Consider the following 23582-nt stretch of genomic DNA (forward strand, 5'->3'; position numbering starts at 1 on the left):
GCGAAAAAATGAGTCGGCACGCCATCTTCAATCAAAAGGAAAGGTCGTTCAAAATGATTTTGATAGGTCGTTGTTCCATCGTCCCACAAAACCTTACGACTGTATGCCAATGGATTCTTAAATAAGTTCCATTCCACACCATCTTTCGACCAGGCATGAACACCACCACCCTCTTCGCCACAAAGCACTCCTGAGCGATCTTTTATGATTGCCTCATACTGATCGCCATTCCACCAAATGTAGGGATCCTCCAAATCGACGCGCTTACTATCTTCCGTTTTAAAATTAAAAATAGGCTCGTCGCTTAAACGCTCGTAGGGACCTTCAGGATTCGAAGCTTTCGAAACACCCAATAAAAGCGGTGAATTCGGTTCACCTGTAGAAGATTTATACATCAGTAAAATTTCTCCTGTTTTTTCGTTTACCACTGGAGCCGGATTGGAGGTGATGGAAGCATCCCAATTCCCTTCACGTGGTTCCAGAATGGGTTGATCTAATCTCTTCCATGGACCGTAAACACTATCGCTTGTGGCCACACCAATTCGTTTGTTCATCCATGCTTTGTTCCAGTTTTCGCTGGAAACTTTAGCATTTCCCGCTGTTGGTTGCTCAAAATCGTAAGTGGTTCCAAAATAGTACAGCAAATATTGCTTTCCATATTTTACAACCCGAGGATTATGGGTACACATTCCATCCCAATATTCTTTTCCTCTTGCAGGAAGCACAACATCGACCGTTTCGTAGGGTCCAACAGGGGTATCTGCAACAGCATGAACTACCTCTGAACTCGTTACCCAATTCCCAAAATTCAGTTTTCTAGACCAACGGCTAGCAAACATATGGTATCGACCATCTTCCCCTTTAACCACAGATGAACCCCAAACCCAGAAATCAGGATCCTGATATCCACCTCCGATGGGAGCCGGTAAAATACGTTCAATAAAAGCAATGTCGTTTTTACTACTGCTGCAAGACAAAAAGCTTGGTAGCAAAGCTACACCTGCTGCGGCGCCAATAGATTTATAAATAAAATCGCGTCTTTTCATATTCTAATTTGTTCTTCTTAATGCACAAGTTTGACCTTTGCTAACTAATACAAAGGTCAATTCTTACTACTTTTTATATTTTAGTAAGCTCTCAATTTATTATTAATGAAAGCTCAGCACACAATTAACTCAAACCAATCAGCCTACAATTCAATTTGAATTACTGAAAGCGAATTTGCAGGTATCTCAACAACAGCAATACTTTCTGTATCGATCTGACAATCGTAAGATTCTGCAGTATCCTTTTCGTTTTGCAACATTAGGAATAACTTGTTGTCCTTTTTCACCGAAATTACTTTTCCGCGAGAAAAATGTGCCACACGAACAGATCCAGCTTGCAAATATTTACTCATAAAAGCAACAGTTTGAAAATCTGGATTGTAAGTCACTTTTTGATTTTCACGATCGATATTGATCAATGAATTTTGTTTCCATCCCCAACCACTCTCCGTAGTTTCATTCAAAATCATATTCCAGTAACAGTAATTTGGACTTCCAACATTTACATAATCTGCTATTTCTCTGAATCGATCTTTTGCCTGCGCCCAATTGTTCGCTCCATTATGACAATTCCCTTCGGTATGCATGATATGAGCTTCAGGGTAAATACCCAATAAATCGCTGATAGAACGTGAAGAGGAATATTGAATCCCAATTCCGTCGAAAGGAGCACGTAAATCGGCACTAGCAGCTAATTTAATGGCTTCTAACTGACCTGCAGTCCGGAAGGTTCCAGCCCAGATTTCAGTTGCGATTTCGTCTTTTTGGAAACGAGGACGAAGGTAATTTTTAGTGAATTTCGCCATTTGCTCAACAGGCATTAAACAGGAAGGATATTTGGTACTTGCATCGGTTTCGTTCTGAACCACCAAACGATCAATAACAATTCCCTTATCGGCGTAAGCCTGAATGTATTTTGAAAAATACAGAGCATAAGCTTCATAAATTTTTGCTTCGTCCTTCAGGTGATTTATTTCCCGAAATTCGTCTCCACGATCCATGAATCCTGAATATTTCATCCAGGCAGGAGGACTCCAGGGAGAAGCAAACATTTTCAGGCTTGGATTAAATTTGTAAGCTTTTTGAATGTAAGGAATCACTGTTTTTTCTTCTCTATCGATGGAAAAATGCTTCATTTTATAATCGCCATCTACATCGCAATAACTATAAGCATCAATACCAAAATCGCTCGCACCAACCGCCGTTCTGCAAAAGGAAAAACCTGCTCCTTCCTTCGCACTAAATAATTTTCTCATCACTTCATCCTGCAAATCGGTAGGCAGAGCTTGCAAAGCCTCTCCACCAATTTCGTTAAAAGCTCCTCCAACTCCTTCCATGGTTTGGAATTCGATATCAGGATAAACATTGATACGATGGCGAGCTTTTTCGGGTGTCTCATATTGATATTCCTGGATTGAATTTTCAATATTTTTTTCTGTTTTTCCTAGGTCTACGTAGTAAACTTTAACTTTATTTTGCGCCTTTAAGCAAACACAAAACAGGCTTAGTACTACAAGTAATGTCAGTTTCGTTTTCATGCTTCAATTCTTAATTATCTTGATTTATATGTTTCCTATTTGGTTCGAACTAACAAAGCTTGTTCTGCTTGATTTCTCATCACAACAAGTCTAATCTCTCCTAACTTTTGATATTTTTTTACAATCTGCAGAAAGATAAGTGAATTTTTTGTTTTTTCACCTTCCACTTCCAAAATAACATCGCCTTTCTTTAATCCATTACCTTTTACGGCTGGACTCCCATTCCAAACACTCAAAACAATTACACCCTCCGTATTATTTAAACCATAAGCAGACTGTTCCTCTTCTGTATCCACACTTTTTATATTATTACGCAACCAAGCAACCACCGGACTGTTCTTTTGTTCCCTGCTAGCATGATTTTTTAAAACAGGAACTTCGGGTGTTTTTGCAATGGCCTTGTATTTTGCTTTTTGAACCCCAAACTGATCCATAGGAAAATTCACAAAGCCTAGAGCAAGAGCAGGAGAATTTTCAACAACATTAAAATCAAGCTTTTCAGGATTTTTGAATAAAGGATCGCCAAAAGCACTGTTCAAATCCCGTTCATAAATCTGTGATTTAATCATAGATTCCTCGTTGGGAAACAGATTGTAATCGAGCTCTTTTCCCCATCCAAGAAGGCGAACATCCTGATAGGCATCGCTAACAATATTCTTTTTAAACACATCCTTACTATTGGCAAACCACACATGAGGATGCAAAGAATTGTTGACCATGATATTGTTCTCAACCACGCGATAGAATCCTTCTCTTAACTTGATTCCTCGGTTCAAACACAAATTATTATAGATGTGATAATTGGTAGAACCATCATCTAAATCGATATCCCAACCATGGTCACAACGAAAGCGGTTGTTCCGAATAATGGTGGTGTGAATTGCATCCCACTTGGGCATATTAGGATTTGCCGTTGTCATACTATCCATTTTATGGCGATTGGGATGCCAGAAACGATCTCTTCCCCATGAATTGAAAGATCCATGATCACCCGATTCTAATACGGTATTGAACACATCGTTGTATTCCAAAATATGTCCACCCCAGGTTCCATCTCCAATATTAATTCCCGCCCGAGGAACATCGTAAATACTATTGTGACGAACGGTAATGTCCATTGCCATTGATATTTCTACACCGGCCGTTTGCTTCTCTAATCTTCCTATTCTGTGAATTAAATTGTTCTCGGCAATGCATTCTCGTGGATACAAGTCGTTTTGAGGTCCGGAAATCGTATCCATTTTATCCAAAGCAACAAATTGTCCATACTGAAAAGCTGGAGAACGAACAGCAGAAGGATCTCCCACAAAACAAATGGCACTTGCGCCACAATCGTGAATGTGATTCCCGGCAATTTTTAATCCTTTATTGTAGGCACTCGCAAAAATCACATTTCCCCCTAAATCGGTAAACTCACAATTTTCTATCGAACAATTTTCCGTTCCTTCCATAAACACAGCTCCACCTCGGTAAATGGTCCAATCACTTCTCAACAAAGGCTCATATTCCTCCATAAAAGTTCGCTGTGTGTTTTCAAATGTAATTCCTTGAATACTTATGTTTTTAACAGGGTTTTCTATACTTCCTTTTGTCTCTACTAATGATTTTATAACGGAAACCTCAAAATTTACATTTGCAATATCCATATTTTTCTCCGGCCAATAGTATAGCTTATGCTTTTCGCGATCTAAAAACCATTCGCCCGGACTATCCAACTCTTCGAATACATTCTCGACCATTCTATATTCTGGATGCGGAGCCGAAGGTCGATTGTTCTGATGTCCTCCTTCTAAAATAGCGGTTCCATCTTCATTCACTCCAGTAATTCGGTAATGAAAACCACCCCATTTGCCTTTGTGCATGACATGAAAATAGGCACCAACCGGATTTTTCCACGAAGCAATTCTTTCGACAGATATGGCATCTTTGGCATAGCCTTGCCACATTCCAGCATCCTCGTTGTAATTCGGGTAACGTGCCATGATCTGTGCCTCTCCATCTGCTATGAGTTGATCGAAATCCAGATTTTCGGCAACAGAAGCTTCATATATATTGTCATTCAATACCTTCCACTTCAATTCCAAAGGAAGAGAACCTTTTACACTCACCTTATCGCTTCCTGCACCAATAATAGATAAACCATTTAGTTCTGGAGTAATTACAAGTGGTGATGTTAAATTGTACTCTCCTGGCTGAACAATAATTTCAATAAGAGCAGAAGAATCATCTTTTTTCTCTTGTTTTGCTTGCTGCAAAGCTTCTTGCAATGATGCAACAGACTCCTTACTTTCCAGTGTAGGATCAACAACAATTTTTATTACTCTAGGCTTACAAGCACTAAAAAATAAAAAAGTACATCCCATCAGTAATAAAAATAGCTTTCTCATTTTGGTTCAATTTTTACGATGATATATTAACAATGTGCAAATTTTACACTTTCCTTTAAAAACGAAAATAGATATAAAAAGCCGTCTGAAATGGTGAATTCATCCCAAACAATGCAAAATTTGTGCAATAAGATCCTAAATACTTACGAATAACTCACTTTCCTTACTACTCGATAAATGGCGATTCTCCTTGAATTGACTCAATAACCTCAAGTGCTTTATTTACTTCGGATTCTGATCCTCTTATGAGAATCGAAACAGCACCTTCGGCACCTCCAACACCACCAGAACCGTAATGAATCGCCTCAACATCGGCAAATTGCTTTATGGCTTCTATTTCTGTGAACAGCTCACCTTTCACACTCCATAACCAGGGTGTCTTTTTAGCAATATTTTCATGTTCTATTTTACTATACTCTCCAATCACATTTATGTCTTGCGACGATTCTTTTTCCAATCCTACCGGAATAATATAACGAAGCTTCTTCTCCTGAATAATAGGATACAAATCACCAATGGTTCCTCCTGTTGGGTGACCTATCATGATAGCTGCTTGTCCTTTGCTATGATTAATAATATTAGCTCCCTTCATTACAATATCACCTTCCTCCAAATCAGACAAAATTTCTTTGTAAGGGATATCTTTAACCTCTCCATTAATCAGAACCAACTCCTTGCGTTTTTTACTTCTATCTACCTTTTTATTGGTTTTAGCCGGACTTATATAGCCCAATACATATTCACCATTGGTAAGAGAATCATGAATCAACTCTTCAGCAACATAGGTATTTGTTGTTCCTTTGGCCATGATTAATTTCCCATTTTTCATACACTCCTTAACGGGTGGATAAATAGCAAGTCCTTTTGCTATTAATCGCTTACTTTCAGCTACTGTTAACGATACCCATGTTTGATGTGTCCCTGATTTTAAATCATAAACTTTATCGGCCATTCTTTCAAGCTGGACTGCACGAGCAATGCCATCATTCGATTTTAAAAAATCAAACCTGTTTATTTTGACAATCAGAAGTAGTAAGGCTATAGCCAAAATAATATTTAAAATTCTATCGCTCTTCATTTTTTATGTTCTAATAAAAAATTCATAATCTATTTATATTCTAAAGCATTTTCTATCTCTATTTTCGAATCCAATCTAAAATAAAACCTGTAGGGCAAAAAAACCTACACCAGACTCTTGGAATAAACACAGATGCAATTAAAAATATGGATGCAAAACCAATAAACCAATAGCTAAACTTTGATAATGAAAATGCAGAAAAAGGTTCAAGCAAAGTTAAATCGAATGAATAACCTGTCCATAAGAATAACAATAATATTGTAAATAATCTTTCTCGTAAAAGCTGTAGGAAACGAGCTCTTTTCGTTGAAATTTGGAGTTTTTTGGAACATGCTTTTCCACATAACTCCTGTGCTGCTCCAAAAGGACAAACCCAAGTACAATAAAAAGCTTTTCCGAAAACAATTGGGATGATTATTGATAAACCCATTAGCATCAGCACAATAAATTGAATCTGCCAATTCACACCACCCGATAGCCAATTCACAAACTGAACAAAGGACATCAAACGTCCCAACCAAAATCCAAATACAATTACAGTAAGAATCTGTAAAATTGTTCGATATTTAATGACTCTCTTTGGATAAAAACAGGCAAAAACGAGGACAATTAATAAACTAAGTGATACAATATTTTCTACAGTCCAAAATTCAAATGGAATTGCAAGCAATTGCTCTGAAGCGGAGTTTTGAACCCCCGAAATTATTGCCTGACAGCTGATTGTTGCTCCTGCAACTGCATCAACAACAGTATTCGTCACCTGATTTCGAGGAACTCCATTCCATTGAGTTAAAATTCCCTTCTTAACTGCAATGGCAAGGTATTCATCACTCTCATAGTTTTCACCCAATTTAATTCCACGAATCACATTGTTTACATCAACAAAAGTGATTACTGGTACACGCCCTCCGTACCCTTGTTCGCCTCTAGAAGCATAGGCATACCCCACAAGGCTATTTAAAACATCTGAAAGATTAAACTGAGAATCATCCGATTTTTCGACAGCATCAACTTCAGGAAAAATAGATTGACAATCAGACGCTGTGAGATCAAAAGTATAATTCGTGCCTGTATTTCCCTTTAAACTGATACCAAATAATTGTCCTCTCCATGCTGCTACAGATAATAGTAGGAACACAACAATTATGAGGTTTGTGAATGATTTAAAAATATTTTTTATACTTCTTACTTGCATTATTTATACTTCTCTTACCAAACTAGATTATTCCTTCTTCAAATATTAACTTTGATTAGCTATTATTTACTTCCTATTTTAAAGGAATCACCATATTCCAGGTTTTTGTGCCATTTCCAAAGCCACCAGGTCCATTCATGGTCGCAAAAAATAGGTAAGTAGGTTTTCCATCTTCTACCAAAACAAAAGGCCTTTCGAGTTGTCCCTGTTTTCTGGTTTTGCCATCATCCCATTTCACGGTTTTGGTGTATACTTTTGGGTTTTCATCTACTATCCAGTGAATTCCATCTTTTGAATGAGCCAATAAACCATCACCAGCTTCACCAGTTATTTGTCCTCGTTGATCTTTTGCAATCATATGGTAACCATCTTGATCGCTCCACAAATGTGGATCTTCGATTTCTCCAAAATTGTCTTTCGAAAACAGAGGACTGTCTCCTAAAACAGTATATTTTCCACCATAAGAAGGAGCCGTTGCAAGGCTGACCTTCATATCTCCTTTTGTGACGCCATCCTCATTGTAATCCCGACTCTTAAAAATCAACACTACAGAACCATCTTTTTTAATAAGTGGAGAAGGATTTGAAACCAAAAAATTATAAAAGGAGTCTGGTTTTACATCCAAAATAGGATGATCCAATCTTTTCCATGGGCCATTCGGACTTTTTGAAGTCGCAATGCCAATTCTTTTTCGCCAGCGAGCGGTAATGCACCATTTACTATCTAAAGTTAGCTCATCGGCATTCTGTTCTGTGATGTCCTCAAAAGGATGAGTAGAACCCATATAGTACAAAATGTATTCTCCCTTGTAGCGAACAATTTTTGGGTTATGACAGGATCTTCCATCCCAGTATTGCGTTCCTCTGGCCCCCAAAGCCACATCAACGAAAGTGTAAGGACCTTCGGGCGTATGAGAAACCGCATGAACTATTTCCGAGCCAATCATCCAACCAGGATGAAAAGGCAGATATTTTGGCCAACGCGAAGCATACATGTGGTAGTTACCATCATCAGCTTTGATAACAGAGCTACCCCAAACCCAATAATTTTCCATTTGAAAACCACCTTTAAGAGGCACTTCAGAAAATTCACCTAAAGTAGATTTTTGAGCACTACAATGAGTGCTCAAAAAAATCAATATTAATAGTAGTGGTGTTTTCATCCTAATTTCAATTATTTCTGAAAAGTTTTCTCATGATTTACAAATTTACCATCTGCCAGACAGAGCTAACAGATGGCTAATGTAAATATTATCTACCAATCGACTTATTTCTTTCGGTTTTCCTCAGTAATTATTTAAGCAAATTAATTTTAACTACTGATGCGTAGGCATCGGGAGCACTTTCTGGTAAAACTATAGAAATTCCTGTGCTATCTTTCTTAACTTCTAACTTTTGATCAGGCGATGCAAGCAAACTTGCACTCTCTATTTTAACATCGCTATTCACACGCAACACTCCATCTTCTGGCCAATCGAAAACATGAGCAAAAATCGCAGTCTCTTTTCTTGTGTAGCGACCCCATTCAGGACAATCGTATGGACTCGCTTTAGCACCATAAATTGCTTCTCCATTTACTTTTGTCCATTCTCCCATTGCTTTCAAACGTTCCACACTCTCTGGTGGAAATAAGCCTTGCGCATCAGGACCAATATTCAATAAAAAATTTCCTCCTTTTGATACGATATCCACTAAATGCTGAATAAGTACCTCGTTACTTTTCCAATGCTCATCAGACGGTTTGTATCCCCAGGAACCATTCATGGTCATGCATGCTTCCCAATCGCTATCGATACCTGTAGCAGGAATTTCTTGCTCAGGAGTTCCAAAATCACCTGCAAAATTTCCTTCTTTGTCCATTCCTTCCATTCCCATTCTTCCTTTATCAACACGATTGTTTACAATGGTATTGGGTTGAATTTCGCGAATGGTTTTATAGAGTTCTTTTCCCATTTCGGTTGTATAATCAGCAATCCAATCCCCGTCGAACCACACAACTCCTATATCACCATAATTGGTCAAAAGTTCCTTCACCATAGGTTTTAAATAGTTCTCGTAGTATTTTGGAAATTCGGGATTCACAACCGTTTGATCTTTTTGACCTGCATTGTAGTTTGGATACAAAGGAGCCTGAGCTTGTGGATGATGCCAATCAACAATAGAGTGGTAAAAACAGAATTTAATTCCTCCTTTTTTACAAGCTTCAGAAAGTTCCTTTACGATATCACGTTTAAAAGGTGAAGCTTCCATAATATCATAATCGGTCACCTTTGAATCCCACAAACAAAATCCATCGTGATGTTTTGTGGTTAGAACAATATATTTCATCCCAGCATCTTTAGCCATTGCAACCCATGCATCAGCATCAAATTCAGTAGGATTAAACTTTGCTGTCACTTCTTTTTCGTAGTCTTCAATCGTATAATCGAGTTTGTCCATTGCCCACTCGGCACCGCCACCACAAATTTCGCCATTACGCTCACCACCAGGAATTGCATAAGCACCCCAATGAATGAACATTCCAAATCGAGCATCGCGCCACCACTCCATACGCTCATCATCAGAAAGTTTTTTCACCTCTGTAACTTTGGGTTTACAACTAAAGCTAAATAAAAGTATTCCGACTAACATGCATTGCATGATCCAACTCGCAAGTGTTTGATTCTGTATCTTCATAATATGATTTTATTTCTTGTTTTGGAATTTTTAATGCTTAAACTGTAAAACGACATGAATTTCAATCAGAAATAACAATCGTTTTAAATCTTAAATTAACGCCTGCAAATTAGCCATAAAAGGCTTCTGGCCTACGCAAAATACGAGTCAAAAAATAGGTAAAATGTTGCATTGCATACAAAACAGAAGCTTACAGCAGGATTATTATGAAAATTTAAATTATATCGACTATGAAGAAATCTTTGAGACAACATCCATTAAGTCCGCAAAAACATCACTTTCTATGTTTAGAAAATAAATTTTATAAACTCAAAAAAAGTAGGCTGCTCTTTCAACAAAGTGCAGCCTACTTTTTTAAAAAAATTATATATAGTGAACAGAAATATTCTTTGCTAAGCTATTTCTGTTGGATCTATTTTAAATTAAAATCTGAAATAACGAATCCAAATTTTAGAAAGCTAAAAATCTCACTCTACTCTGAACCAATCAACATTAGCATATCCTTTACTTTCAGTCATATTTGGATTCATACAAAACAAACCTACTTTTGCACCAATCCACTGACCTGTATTGGCGATATATTCGCTTCCTATGGACATGAAAATTTTGTTATCAAGACTGTATTCGAATTTACAAACGCCATTAGCTCCTACATTCACCCGTAAATACGCACTTTCTGTACCAACAGGAATACTCTCCATTTCTCTGGTTTTACTCTCACATCTACTATTAGAACCTTCGTACATGGCAATATTTACTCCCTTTTCATTCTTAACCAAAGCTACGTAGGCCCATTTTCTTCCCATCACAAGCAATCCACATTGATCGCCAGTTAAATCTCCATGAAATTCTATTTTTGTAGTCACAGTAAATTCTGGAGCTGGGAATTTTTGCAAGAGCAAGTTAGGAGCATGCCATAAATTACCCTGTTGTGTTAGATTTTGTACGGCATTTAATTTTATACTTCCTCGTTTTCCTGATAAAGAATACCAATCATCCATAGGATTGGCATGCCATTGCCATTGAAGACCGAGTGTTTCCGAAGTAAATTCATCACTCGTTTGAGGAATCGTGATGGGATAAATTTCACCTACATCAGGCTTAGAATACTCCGTTACAGGTTCGCCAATTCCATCATTATTGATATCCTTGCCCATTAATGGCCAGCCATTTTCCCAATGAACTGGATTTAGGTGTACGATTCTTCCATATAAGCCTTTATCCTGAAAATGAGCAAACCACCATTCTCCCGATTTTGTATCCACAAGCCCTCCCTGATGGGGTCCATTGATCTCTGTATTTCCCTGATGTAATACTTTTTTACTTTCGTATGGACCATAAATGTTTTTTGAACGTAATACTGTTTGCCAGCCTTCGGGCACACCTCCTGCAGGAGCTAGAATGTAATAATATCCATCTTTTTTCATGAACTTTGGTCCCTCAATAATAGGTTCTTTCTCTGTATCACTAAAAATTAACGTTCCATTATCGAGCAGTTTTTTACCATCGGCACTCATCTTATGCAGTAGTAAATCGTTTCCACATAATTTACTATGAACCAGATATGCATTTCCATCCTCATCCCAAATAGGACATGGATCCTCCCAATATTCAACTTTCACAACATGAGTTAGCTCCCATTCCTTCGTTGGATCGGTAGTACTTGCCATAAATAATCCCTCATTGGGTGTACAAAAATACACATAGAATTTATCCTTATGAAAACGAATAGATGGTGCCCAACATCCTTGACCATGTACTGGCTTATTGTATTTTCCGAAAGGTAATTTTTGATAGACATGGTTAATGATTTCCCAATTTATTAAGTCCTTAGAATGCAGGATAGGAATACCAGGCATGCAATTAAAGCTGGAAGAAACCATATAGTAATCATCATTCACACGAATGATGTCTGGATCGGAATAATCAGCAAAAATAATAGGATTTTTAAAATGACCATTTCCCAAATCTGCAGTCCATTTCTGGGCGGCAATCGGAGACACACATACTAATAAAATAAAAATTACTTGTAATACTTTTTTCATTGCTACTATCATATTAGGATTGGATAATTTTTACGGATTTATCGTATTAGAATATTCCTGAAGATTTTCGATAAAATCGATTCTATTCTAGAATAGGGTTCCCTTACCCATTCGAAAACCCATCACAAAATAAGCGTTTTTATTGAACTTTTCAGGATTCACAACCTCAATACATATTATTTTGCATGGAGTGAAATCGTTCATTTTTTTAGAGAAATGTAACACAATTAAAAACCGACATGCAGATACTTTTCCCTTGCAAATAAATCTCCAAATTTGTTTTTAGATACCTTGCAAAAACAAGTATGCATCGACTTCTCAATAAAAAAACGCCGATGCATACTAAAATATTCTAACTTGCCTTGAAAGGCAAACAATAAGCTTTACTGCCAGTCTATTTTAGCTTCTCTTTTTGCGGTATCTACCCACACGCTAGCATATTCAAATTCGCGAGTAAATTGCCATCCTTCTGGACTAACACGCTTAAAAGCTTCTTTTGGTGCTCCAAGTGGCTTTAGCAATTCAGGGTAGTTTACCAAGTTTCCGTCAGATAAGTTCCAACCCCAATTGTATTGAAAGTAGGAATAAGGTTGTGCACCAATAAGGTAACAAGCATGGTAAAACTCTAATTGATCCTTGGATATTTCTTCAATTCCCTTTGTATCTGTAGCTCCAATAGTTAGATCTCTTTTACCCTTACCTTTTGCTCCGAAACGGTAAATAGACATTTTTCCCGCTTTAGCGATTCGAAGCATATCTTCCCAATCTTTTAGAAGGCTTTCTTTACCCATAACTTCAGCATTGTAATGCTCGAACATGAATGCATCGCATGAAGGAAATACTTCTTTCGTATTGACTCCATTGTTACCTATCAATATTTTATCGGGACCTATTTCTTTTTTCAAGTTAGCCATCATTTCACCCTTAGCAATTGCTATTTCAGCTAATTGATCTTCAGGATAATCTGCCTTTTTATCCACATTCATACGATCAATAAAAATACCATCGGCACCTGAAATTTTCACACCTTCAGCAGCTGATGCTACCCACCATTTACGAAAATCTGGTTTTAAAGCATCAAAATAGTACGAAAAAGCAGGTCCTCTCGTTTTTTCCTTTAGTTTACCTGTCTTTGGATCGATGGCTAAGAATTTGGCTAATTCTTTGTTTTTAGCAATACCCTCTGGAGTGAGCTCTTTATTAAATCTAGGGAAAGGCCATGCAACATACGAATTGTAATAGAATAATACTTTTGACTGTGGTTTTTCTTTGTGAAAAGCTTCCACTTCATGTTTTGTGCCAAGTACAGGGTCTCCAAGCTGGTGGTAGGCATGTGATTTTTCAATGGTGATAAAATTTGTTCTTTCTGCTATGAACTTAACTTCTTCAGGTTTTAGTACCCGATCGATATCACCAAAATGGTAATACATTGGAGTTGTATCCCAAGAAAATTCGGGGAAACAAGCTTTTGAGCTAAAAGAAGTACCATCACTTACAAGATAAGTCTTTCCACAATCTTTTTCATGTGACGTCTGCGCTACTATTTCTGTTGTTACAAGGAGTGACAATAGAATTGATAAACCAAACAGTGTTTTATAAAATTGTTTTTGCATAAGTCTAAATATTTTTTCTAATTATTACCTAAAAAATCAAATTAAAACCATTAGAATAGAGTTTCCTTTATTCCTCCTCTATTTCCGAACCAAAACGATCTTCTCTCCTACTATTGTCATTTTATCATACAAATAGATAGGCTGTAAATTCAATCCTTTCAAATTCGTTTTTGTCGAAAGTAAAGGTTCCTTAATTTCTGATGTTTGATAAAAAGCATTGTTATTTGCTCCTTTTGCCACTGCTAAATTGCCATTTCCTTCAACAGTCAACTCGGAATAGGAACGAATTCGACAATTTCCTCCAATATTAGATTTAATAACCGCTTTCACTATTTCTCCATTTTTCCATTCCATGGATTCAATTTCAAAACCTCCACGAGCGCGAAGACCTCTTACACTGCCCTCTTTCCAAACATCAGGTAAAGCAGGAAGTAACTGAATAGCACCATCGTGACTTTGAACTAACATTTCAGTTAAACCTGAAGTAAATCCGAAGTTTCCATCAATTTGAAATGGTGGATGGGCATCGAACATATTGGCATAGGTTCCACCTCCTTGGGGGGAATCTGGTCTTCCGACTAACTTAATTTGATCGCCCATCATTTTATAAGCATGATTTCCATCGAGTAAGCGCGCCCAAAGGTTAATTTTCCAATTCATAGACCAACCCGTAGAAGGATCGCCACGATAAATCAAAACATTTTTTGCTGCCTCGAAAAGCTCAGGATTCTCGTATGGTGAAATTTGATTGGAAGGATACAAACCATATAAATGCGAAACATGACGGTGCTTGTCTTCTGGATCATCCCAATCATTTATCCATTCCTGAATTTGATTGTGCTGTCCGATTTGCATTGGAGCCAATTTTGGAAGCATTTCTTCAATTTTTTGAACTAGTTCTGAATCCTCATTCAACAAGTTTGCAGCCTGAGCAGTTTTGGTTAAAATATCGAAAACTAACTGGTTATCCATCGTTGTAGCATAAGCCATATTTACTCCCTTAGAAAAATTCTTAGGTCCATGTTCTGGTGAAATTGCAGGCGAAATAATCATCCAATCATGTTCTGGTTCGGGCGTTAAAAAGCTTAAGCAAAATTCTGCAGAACCCTTCATGGCAGGGTAAACAGAACTCAAATAGTCAATATCTCCGCTAAACATGTACTTTTCCCACAGGTGTTGACTCAACCAAATACCTCCAGTTGGCCACATGCCCCAGGTAGCACCATCAACCGGACCACAAATTCGCCATATATCTGTATTATGATGACATACCCAACCATCGGCACCGTACATAGCTTTTGCCGTTTTACGACCTGAAACAGATAGATCTTTCACCAATTCGATTAAGGGATCGTGCATCTCGCTAAGATTCGTAACCTCGGCAGGCCAATAATTCATTTCGGTGTTGATATTCACAGTATAGGCACTTTTCCATGGTGGTGTAATTTGATTGCACCAAATCCCCTGTAAATTGGCAGCTTGACCTCCTGGTTGCGAGGAACAAATCAATAGGTAACGACCAAATTGAAAATAAAGTGCTGCTAGAGCAGGATCGTTTCCCTCACTAAATTGCTTTATACGCACATCGGTTGGATTATGAACTGAGTCTGTTACTCCTAGATTCAAATCAACTCGATTGAAATATTTTTGATAGTAAGCCGAATGATCTCTTACTAACTGCTCGTAACTTTTCTCCTCCGCTTTCGCGATGTAATCAGCAGCACGTTTGTTTTCATCAGCACTTACATCTTTATAGTTAACAAAATTGGTTGCAATAGAAACATACAAAGTGGCAGTATTAGCACCACTTACAGCTAAGGTACTATCTGTAGATACCAAAGATCCTCCTTCGGGTACAATTTTTAATCTGGATTGAAATTTCACAAGTCCCTTAATCGCTTCTGCATCTTCGGGCAAACGCTTCCCCTTTCTGTCGGCACCTGAACCTGTCATTTTTAAAATATCATTACCCTCTGTAGAAACTGCTACTAAAGATGGTTCCGGACGATCCATACCTGCTGAAAAACTTATTTTTCCCTTCTCGCTTGCTGTTAGCTTTATTACAATCACCTGATCGGTAAAGGAAGTAAAAACCTCTCTTTTGTACTCAACACCATCAACAGTATAACTTGTTTTTGTTGTCGCATTTTGGATATCCAAATCACGATAGTAATTCGAAAACTCTTTGTGCCCCGCAAAATTAAGCCTCAAATTCCCAACTGTTTCATAAGGCATTCCGTGCGAAGTCTTTGAAATAAATTTAGCATTGGCTAGATCGTGAGCTTCCTTGTATTTACCCTCAAACAAAAGCTTTCTGATCTCAGCTAAAGACTCTTTTGCATCTGGATTATCATTTCGACTCGGCCCACCAGACCAAAGAGTACCTTCGTTCAATTGAATATTTTCATGCTCTGGAATCCCGAATACCATAGCTCCCAATCGTCCGTTACCTATTGGCAAGGCTTCATTCCAGTCTGCAGCTGGTGCATCGTACCAAAGTTTTAAAGGGCTTTGTTTTCCTGCATTACTGCATCCACTAATTAGCAAGGTAATCATGCCTATAGCAATCATGCATAATTTACTTAATTGAGGTAATTTGTTCATTTTCCTATTATTTTACTAGTATAATCCTTTAAAAACTTATGGGTTCTCGCAACTCATTCATGGCTTTTCTATCACTAACTTTCTGAATTATCAAGATGCTATTTCAGTCGGTTCTTTATGAAAACACTCACAGTGAAATGATTGTCTCATCTCCATTAAAAGATATTTTTTGTTCTGGAGAATTCACTATGTCAACTATAAATTTCATGGGCTTTTTAGTAAAATCCATAAAATTACCAGCTCCTTTTTTGATCCTTAGCTTTTTATCGCTTTCAGAATAAGTAATCACCACTTCAGAGTATTCCCCTTTTTCGTAATCGTAGGTTTCATTGTCGTCTAAATACAATACAAATTCAGCATCTTTACCAGGATATACTTTGATTTTAACTGCCTCTTTTGTGGCTTGAGTAGCATACTGAACTTTTGGTCCCATAGGAATAATTGATCCTGCTTTTACAAAAATCGGAGTGCTGCTAAAAGATGCATCAACCGTAATATTCCTACCTCCCGAAACGCTCTCATCCGTCCAGAAGTTAAACCAATCACCCTTGGGTAGATAAACTTCTTTTGTTCTTTTTTGGTACTCAGTCACAAAGGATACCATCATCGATTCTCCAAAGAAGAGCTGATCTTTGATGCCCCAGGTCTTTTTATCTTCAGGATAGTAATAAACCAAAGGACTCATCAATAGTTGACTTTCGTTGGTTACTTTCCATGCTTCAGAATAAATATAGGGCATAAGCTGATATCGTAGATTGATAAACTTGCGAGCCATGTCTTCAAATTCCTGACCGTAGCGCCAAATTTCCGTTTCGGAAACATAACCGTGGATTCGGAAAATTGGACTGAAAGTACCAAATTGAAACCAACGCGTTAACAATTCGATATATTCAGGATTCGTATACTGACTATCGAACTGTGGATTAATCGACTTTGAATCTCTAAAAAAACCTCCGATATCGTGTGACCAATAAGGGATCCCTGCCATTGTAAAGTTTAAACCTGCAGCAATCTGCTCTGAAAATTGCTCCCAGGAAGCCTCTACATCTCCCGACCAGGAAGCTGCTCCATATCGCTGTTGTCCGGAATAGGCAGAACGGGTAAGATTAAAGACACGCTCTTTCGGGAATTCTTCTCTACGACCTTCGTACATCGCCTTGGTAACCAATAGTGAATAAGGGTTTTGAATCTCCTCGTAAGGTCCCACAGCTGTATTTACTTTTGTATTATTTACTCCCTCAGGCTCTGTTCCGTCCAACCAAATAGAATTGACTCCATAATGAAACATAGAATCGCTGATCATGTGATAAAAATTCTCTCTTATTTCTGGATCATAAATATCCACATAATTGCTACTTTCTATTTTTTTAAGACCATACTTCTCCTCTAAAGCATCATTCTTCACCTCGGGCCATACCGAAACCATTAATTTTAGGTTCAATTTTTTCAGTTCATCAACCATCCCTTTAGGGTTTGGATATTTTGCTCTATCCCACTCAGGACCTTTGGTTCCTTTTGGCCAATAAAACCAATCTTGTACAATGTTATCAAAGGGAATCTGACGTTTTCTCATTTCACGAGCATTCTCTAACAACTCTTTTTGATTGTGATATCGTTCGCGACATTGCCAAAAACCATAAGCACTTTTAGGAAACAAAGGGGCTTTTCCGGTTAACTTTTGATATTGCGAAATGACTTCTTGTGGATTTTCACCTTGCACCAAATAGTAGTTAATACAGCTTCCTTGCGTACTGCTAAAAACCGTTTTATTATAATCGGGTTTATTATAAAATAAGCGGCCTGGAATTTTGGCTCCCGTATTTTGGAATACAACTTCATAGGATTTACCTGCTTCTAAATACTTTTTACCTGAATATCTTCTTGGCATCCAAATAGTCGAGTAATTGATTATATCATCCCCATCTATAGACACTTTAATCTCTCCTCGCATACGCCCCTTATTATCACTTAGAGCCTGAAATGTATATACTCCGGTTTTGCTTGGTGTGAAGGTTGTTTCACGTATGTTTTTTTCTACATCTTCCTTGCTGGCATAAGCTGCCACATTTTCCTTTTCTCCATCAACAGGTACAAGTTTTTCATCTTTCTTAGCCTTCACAATGCCAGTTGCAGAAAATTGAATCTCGTTTTGTGACTCGTTGATATCCGTAAGGCTATGGTTATGCCAGTAAATACCATATCCCTTGGTAGAGACTAAAAATGGAATGGCAATTTCTTGATTGTATTGTTGTAGGCGAAGAGGCACATTTTTCCAGTTCATAATACCACTCTGAAATTGTCCTAGTCCATACAAAGCCTCATCTCCAGCAACAAAAGCCTGAGAAACTCTGTTTCCGGTTTCTTTATCAGGATGGATATAGCTTAACTCGTTGGTTTCAGCAAGCAAGTGTTTTCCATCGATATTCTGGTATTCAATAGTACCATCACTATTTACCAAAACGTTCATAGCCTTCGTGCTTATTATAACTTGATCCCTCGATTCTTGAATTTTCCAATCAACATCTTGAGCTTTCAATACCGTTACATAGTCAGGAAGTTTTTTGATCTCAACTCCAGCCAAACTTTTCTGAACATGAATGATGGACTCATCCATGATTTCAATATTAAGTTCCAAGCTATCCATTTTTATGCTAAGAGCATGATCGCTCTTTTCAACAGCATACTTAAACTTACCACATGAAGCCAATACAAACATCAAACCCATGAGGCTGTAAATTGACAATTTTTGTAATCGTGACATAGATTATTGTTTAAACCTTTAACATTATCTTATTTTCTGATTTATTTGCTCTTACCGAATAGAATCATGCATCTTCAACCTTCATTTTAGTGGCCTTAACAGCTTCATACCAGCTAACAATACCCAGATCTAATTCATTGGAGAATATGCTATAGAAATGACACCTTCTTTTAAAGGTTTTTCAAAGTCTATTCCGATACGATAGGATGTTTTACCACTCCGTAAATGTTTAACAGGCACTAGCTCATCTTTAACAACTAACTTACCTCCAACCGAACTAATATCAACTTTAACCTTCTGATTTTCGGAACTTAGAATCACCGTACTATTATCTACAATTTCATAATTTACGTTCACCATAATAGCTGTTCCAAAACTAACAGGCTCACTAGCTTCAAATTGATCGATTACAGTAATACAACCTTTTCCTGTTTTGCTATTCACCATGCTACGCTCTAATTTTTCCAAAGCAGGAATTTCATAAGCTGGTTTAATATCCATAACAAGACTATCCACATTATTACTGAAACTTGTTTCCAAGATCTCGCCTCGAAACTCTAATCCATTTGACTGTAATGTATTGTTTATTCTAGGCACCGGATGTCCCCAAGAACTACGAGCTGGATTCGTTTTCGAAAAAGCACCGGCTGTATAGGATGGAGCTCCTATATCACCAGAAATATAATCCTCATCTAAAACTAAGACATAAGTTCCCACATCGCTATGGTTATGATTCTCGGCATTGTGACCGGCTTTTATCGCTATGGAAAAAGGTGTTTGCTGTTGACCACGAGAAATTACAATCCCAAAGTCATCGAAGTAAGTATATTCTGGCAAAAGACTTTCATCTCCGTTGTTTGTCACGTAATTTTCAAGTCCTGTCCAACCCACAATTCTTTGTACCGATTCATCAGGAATAAATTCTGCAGGTTTTTTAGCTCCGTAATATTTGGCCGCCATTAGGTAAGCAAAATTATCAGATCCCGATTTAAGTCGAGTGACTCCATCAGCAAATGGAGCATACATTCCTTCATGAATTTGGAAATTCTGAGGAAAGTTGGCTACATTTTTCAGCTTTTCAGGATTATTAAATTCAAACAAATTGATTTTTCCATCGGTGTAATCGAAAAGAATTTCGGCCAAATATAAATAATGACCAAAACCATAATTCCAGTATCCGGTACCTTCCGAGCAATAACCATCTTCACCAAAACCCGATAAATAATATACCATACTATTTAAGGCGCAACCAATGGCTGCTACGCGTTCATCACTTTTTGGAGAGGCTACTATGGTTGAAAATAGCGTTCCACTAGTACAAACAGAATTCCAATTGCTAGTGCTACGAATCCAAGTATTGCTTTTTATGATATCTTCTCCTCGACAACTTCTCAAATACGAATCACTAATTCGATGCTTAATTTGAGCTGCCATTTCCTCTCTTAAAGACTCTGGTAATTTATCTTCTAGCAAAGCATCGGCAAGAGCCAAAACCAATCCAAATTTTCGAGCTCCCAAATCAATTGATACACGTTTTCCTTCCAATACTGTATTTTCCTTGTCGTCGTGATTAGGATGCATCCACGATTTCATAGCCATGATAGAATCGATATAAACCTCTATTTGAGGAATGAATCGTCCCTCATTTTCTATGCATTCACCCAAAATAAACTTCTCCAATCGATCCATGCTGCGATAATAACGAGGTTTGTAAATTCCTCTATTTCCTTCCCTATTTGCACGACGATAAATTTCATCAGAAATGGGTACTTCAGGAACTCTGTTTATTATTGAAAGTGCATTCTTCAAATATTGCTTCCCTGATTCACTTGAAGCAATCTTATTCCAATACAATCGATTGTGGTATGAGGGCGATGGTTGAAAAGCAGTATCTGGAACCACTTTTTTTAATATGTCTATTTGTGCAGTAGTTGGATAAATATGCTCATTATCTCCCACTTTTAAATAGGCAGATATATCTAAAGATTCTTGTTTTGCCTCGAGGTTTGAGCAGGAGCAAAAAAGGCTCGCGAATACAGTTACTATCAGAATAAATGTATTGGAAAATGTTTTCATATACTTATCGTTTTTCAAAATTTGCAATTGCAAATTAGCCATAAACAGAGTTTAAGAGACCTAAGATTCATTCCAATATATAGGGGAAATGTTGCATTTACTATAAAAAGAACAAAAAAAGCGAGATTGCTAACTCTATTAATAGTCTCGTTTACTTTAACTTAGAGATGTTTTTCAATTCTGTCACGAAAACATCAAGCCGAAGCTTCAAATAATTCGTTAGAAATTATTCTCTGTCTATTTCCGAATCAAAACAATTTCCTCTCCTGCTTTAGTCATTTTATCATACAGATAGGTAGAGCGTAAATCCATTCCCTTTAAGTTCGCTTTTTCAGAAACTAAAGGCTCTTTGATTTCTGGTATTTGGTAAAAAGCATTTTGGTTTTCTCCTTTTGCTTCCGCTAATTTACCTTCCGATTCTAACTTCAATTCAGAATAGGAACGAATGCGACAATTTCCTCCCAAAGTAGATTTAATAACTGCCTTTACTACTTCTCCATTTTTCCATTCCATGGATTCAATTTCGAAACCGCCTCGAGCGCGAAGTCCACTAACACTACCCTCTTTCCATACATCTGGCAGTGCGGGGATTAGTTGAATAGCTCCATCTTGACTTTGAAGTAACATCTCGGTTAAACCGGAAGTAAAACCGAAATTACCATCAATTTGAAAGGGTGGATGTGTATTTAGCATGTTGGTATTCGTTCCTCCTTCTTCGTGAGAACCAGGTTTGCCCACTAATCTAATTTGATCTCCTATCACCTTATAAGCATGATTACCATCGAGCAAACGCGCCCATAAATTAATTTTCCAATTCATAGACCAACCTGTAGACTTATCGCCACGATAAATCAATACATTTTTAGAGGCTTCGGATAATTCTGGAGTTCGATAAGGTGAAATTTGATTGGATGGATACAAACCATATAAATGCGAAACATGACGATGATGATCTTTGGGATCATCCCAATCGTGCATCCACTCCTGCAACTGACTGTATTGCCCAATTTGCATAGGTACCAGTTTAGGTAGAGTTTCTTCAATTTTTTGAATGAAGTCCGAATCTGTATCCAATAATTTTGCTGCCTCTGCTGTTTTAGTCAACATGTCGAAAACCAATTGATTGTCGAGAGTAGTTCCTGCAGCCAAAGAAGATACAATTCCTCTATTTTTAGGCGCATTTTCTGGCGACATAGAAGGTGACATTAGCATCCAACCATTTTCTGGTTCTGCAGTTAAAAAGCTTAAGCAAAATTCACTAGCTCCTTTCATAATAGGGTAAACCGATTGCAAATAATCTATATCTCCACTAAAAGCAAATTTTTCCCATAAATGCTGACTTAGCCATGTTCCTCCTGTTGGCCACACTCCCCACGAACCATCTACGGGTCCACAAATACGCCAAATATCGGTATTATGATGAGCCATCCAACCATCGGCACCGTACATATCTTGTGCAGTTTTACGTCCTGTTTCCGAAAGATCTTTCACTAGATGAATCAAAGGTTCATGCATTTCTGTCAAGTTGGTAACTTCTGCTGGCCAATAATTCATTTCTGTATTAATATTGATGGTATAAGCACTTTTCCATGGCGGTGTAAGTTCGTTACACCAAATCCCTTGCAAATTTGCAGCTTGTCCGCCAGGTTGCGAACAAGAAATAAGAAGGTAACGCCCAAACTGAAAATAAAGAGCAGCCAAAGCAGGATCATTTCCTGTACTAAATTCTTTAATACGCACATCGGTTGGATTTTTAATCGAATCGGTTATCCCTAAATTCAAATCAACCCGATTGAAATAGTTTTGATAGTAAGCCGAGTGATCTGATAGTAATTGCTGATAGTTTTTCTTTTCGGCCTTTTCGATATACTCTTTTGCGATTTGATGCGGATTAGCACTTATATCGTGATAATTATTAAAATTGGTTGCGATAGAAAGGTACAATGTGGCACTGTTTGCACCTGTAAGAATGAGAGTTGAATCATTCGATGAGAGAGTTCCACCGTCAGTAACAATTTTTAGTCGAGATTCAAACTCAACCTGACCCTTTATTGGTTTTCCATTTTTAATTCTTTCACTCACCCGATCGCTACTAAAGCCAGTCATTTTTAACACCTCATTGTTTTCGGTAGAAAGCGTAACCTTTGCAGGAGATGGTCGGTCCATATTGGTCGAAAAATTAATTTGAGCTTTTTCATTGGCAGTCAATCTGATCACAATTACCTGATCGGTAAAAGAAGTGAATATTTCCCTCTGAAACTTGACTCCATCAACAGAGTAAGTCGTTTTATTCACTGCGTTTTCTATATCGAGTTCACGATAGTAATTCGAGTATTTATCATGACCCGAGAAATTTAGTCGCAAATTTCCAACAGTTTCATAAGGCATTCCATCGGAAATCTTAGTAACAAAATCAGAATTAGCAATATTTAGAGCTTCCTCAGTTTTATCATTAAAAAGGCAATTACGAATCGCTGATAAGGATTTCTTAGCTTTTGGATTATCGTTTCGGTTAGGTCCTCCAGCGCATAGTGTAGCTTCGTTCAGTTGAATATTTTCATGAC

At 37.5% G+C, this 23582-nt stretch carries 13 protein-coding genes; all 13 read right to left on the bottom strand.

Features of this window, described 5'->3' with window-relative positions; genetic code table 11:
• Positions 1-1046 (bottom strand): glycoside hydrolase family protein (locus ABYT26_RS14285; RefSeq protein ID WP_372755061.1); only part of this gene is annotated, 1046 nt, incomplete at its 3' end.
• 143 nt (positions 1047-1189) lie between these two features.
• A complete protein-coding gene (locus ABYT26_RS14290; RefSeq protein ID WP_372755063.1) occupies positions 1190-2584 on the bottom strand; it encodes a hypothetical protein in 1395 nt (464 codons plus the stop codon).
• A 35-nt stretch (positions 2585-2619) separates the two neighbouring features.
• Entirely contained in the window at positions 2620-4971 is a 2352-nt protein-coding gene (locus ABYT26_RS14295; RefSeq protein ID WP_372755065.1) for a right-handed parallel beta-helix repeat-containing protein, read from the bottom strand.
• A gap of 166 nt (positions 4972-5137) precedes the next feature.
• Positions 5138-6049 carry a hypothetical protein gene (locus ABYT26_RS14300; RefSeq protein ID WP_372755067.1) on the bottom strand — a complete coding sequence of 304 codons (912 nt, stop codon included), beginning with the start codon at positions 6047-6049 and terminating at the stop codon, positions 5138-5140.
• A gap of 58 nt (positions 6050-6107) precedes the next feature.
• Positions 6108-7187 (bottom strand): 4Fe-4S binding protein, encoded by a 1080-nt coding sequence (locus tag ABYT26_RS14305; protein WP_372755069.1) that lies wholly within the window; start codon positions 7185-7187, stop codon positions 6108-6110.
• A gap of 130 nt (positions 7188-7317) precedes the next feature.
• A complete protein-coding gene (locus ABYT26_RS14310; RefSeq protein ID WP_372755071.1) occupies positions 7318-8373 on the bottom strand; it encodes a glycoside hydrolase family protein in 1056 nt (351 codons plus the stop codon).
• A gap of 163 nt (positions 8374-8536) precedes the next feature.
• Complete coding sequence (locus ABYT26_RS14315; protein WP_372755073.1) at positions 8537-9919, bottom strand: alpha-L-fucosidase; 1383 nt, start codon at positions 9917-9919, stop codon at positions 8537-8539.
• Between the two features lie 467 nt (positions 9920-10386).
• A complete protein-coding gene (locus ABYT26_RS14320; protein ID WP_372755075.1) occupies positions 10387-11964 on the bottom strand; it encodes a glycoside hydrolase 43 family protein in 1578 nt (525 codons plus the stop codon).
• Positions 11965-12347: 383 nt separating this feature from the next.
• Positions 12348-13577 carry a putative glycoside hydrolase gene (locus tag ABYT26_RS14325; protein ID WP_372755077.1) on the bottom strand — a complete coding sequence of 410 codons (1230 nt, stop codon included), beginning with the start codon at positions 13575-13577 and terminating at the stop codon, positions 12348-12350.
• Positions 13578-13655: 78 nt separating this feature from the next.
• Entirely contained in the window at positions 13656-16181 is a 2526-nt protein-coding gene (locus ABYT26_RS14330; protein WP_372755079.1) for a glycoside hydrolase N-terminal domain-containing protein, read from the bottom strand.
• Positions 16182-16308: 127 nt separating this feature from the next.
• Positions 16309-18942, bottom strand: coding sequence for a TIM-barrel domain-containing protein (locus ABYT26_RS14335; protein ID WP_372755081.1), 2634 nt, complete (start codon positions 18940-18942; stop codon positions 16309-16311).
• A 129-nt stretch (positions 18943-19071) separates the two neighbouring features.
• Positions 19072-21060 carry a hypothetical protein gene (locus tag ABYT26_RS14340; protein WP_372755083.1) on the bottom strand — a complete coding sequence of 663 codons (1989 nt, stop codon included), beginning with the start codon at positions 21058-21060 and terminating at the stop codon, positions 19072-19074.
• Between the two features lie 195 nt (positions 21061-21255).
• Positions 21256-23582 (bottom strand): glycoside hydrolase N-terminal domain-containing protein (locus ABYT26_RS14345; RefSeq protein WP_372755085.1); only part of this gene is annotated, 2327 nt, incomplete at its 5' end.

Origin of the sequence: Labilibaculum sp., assembly GCF_041595635.1 — a bacterium.
Classification (GTDB): domain Bacteria; phylum Bacteroidota; class Bacteroidia; order Bacteroidales; family Marinifilaceae; genus Labilibaculum.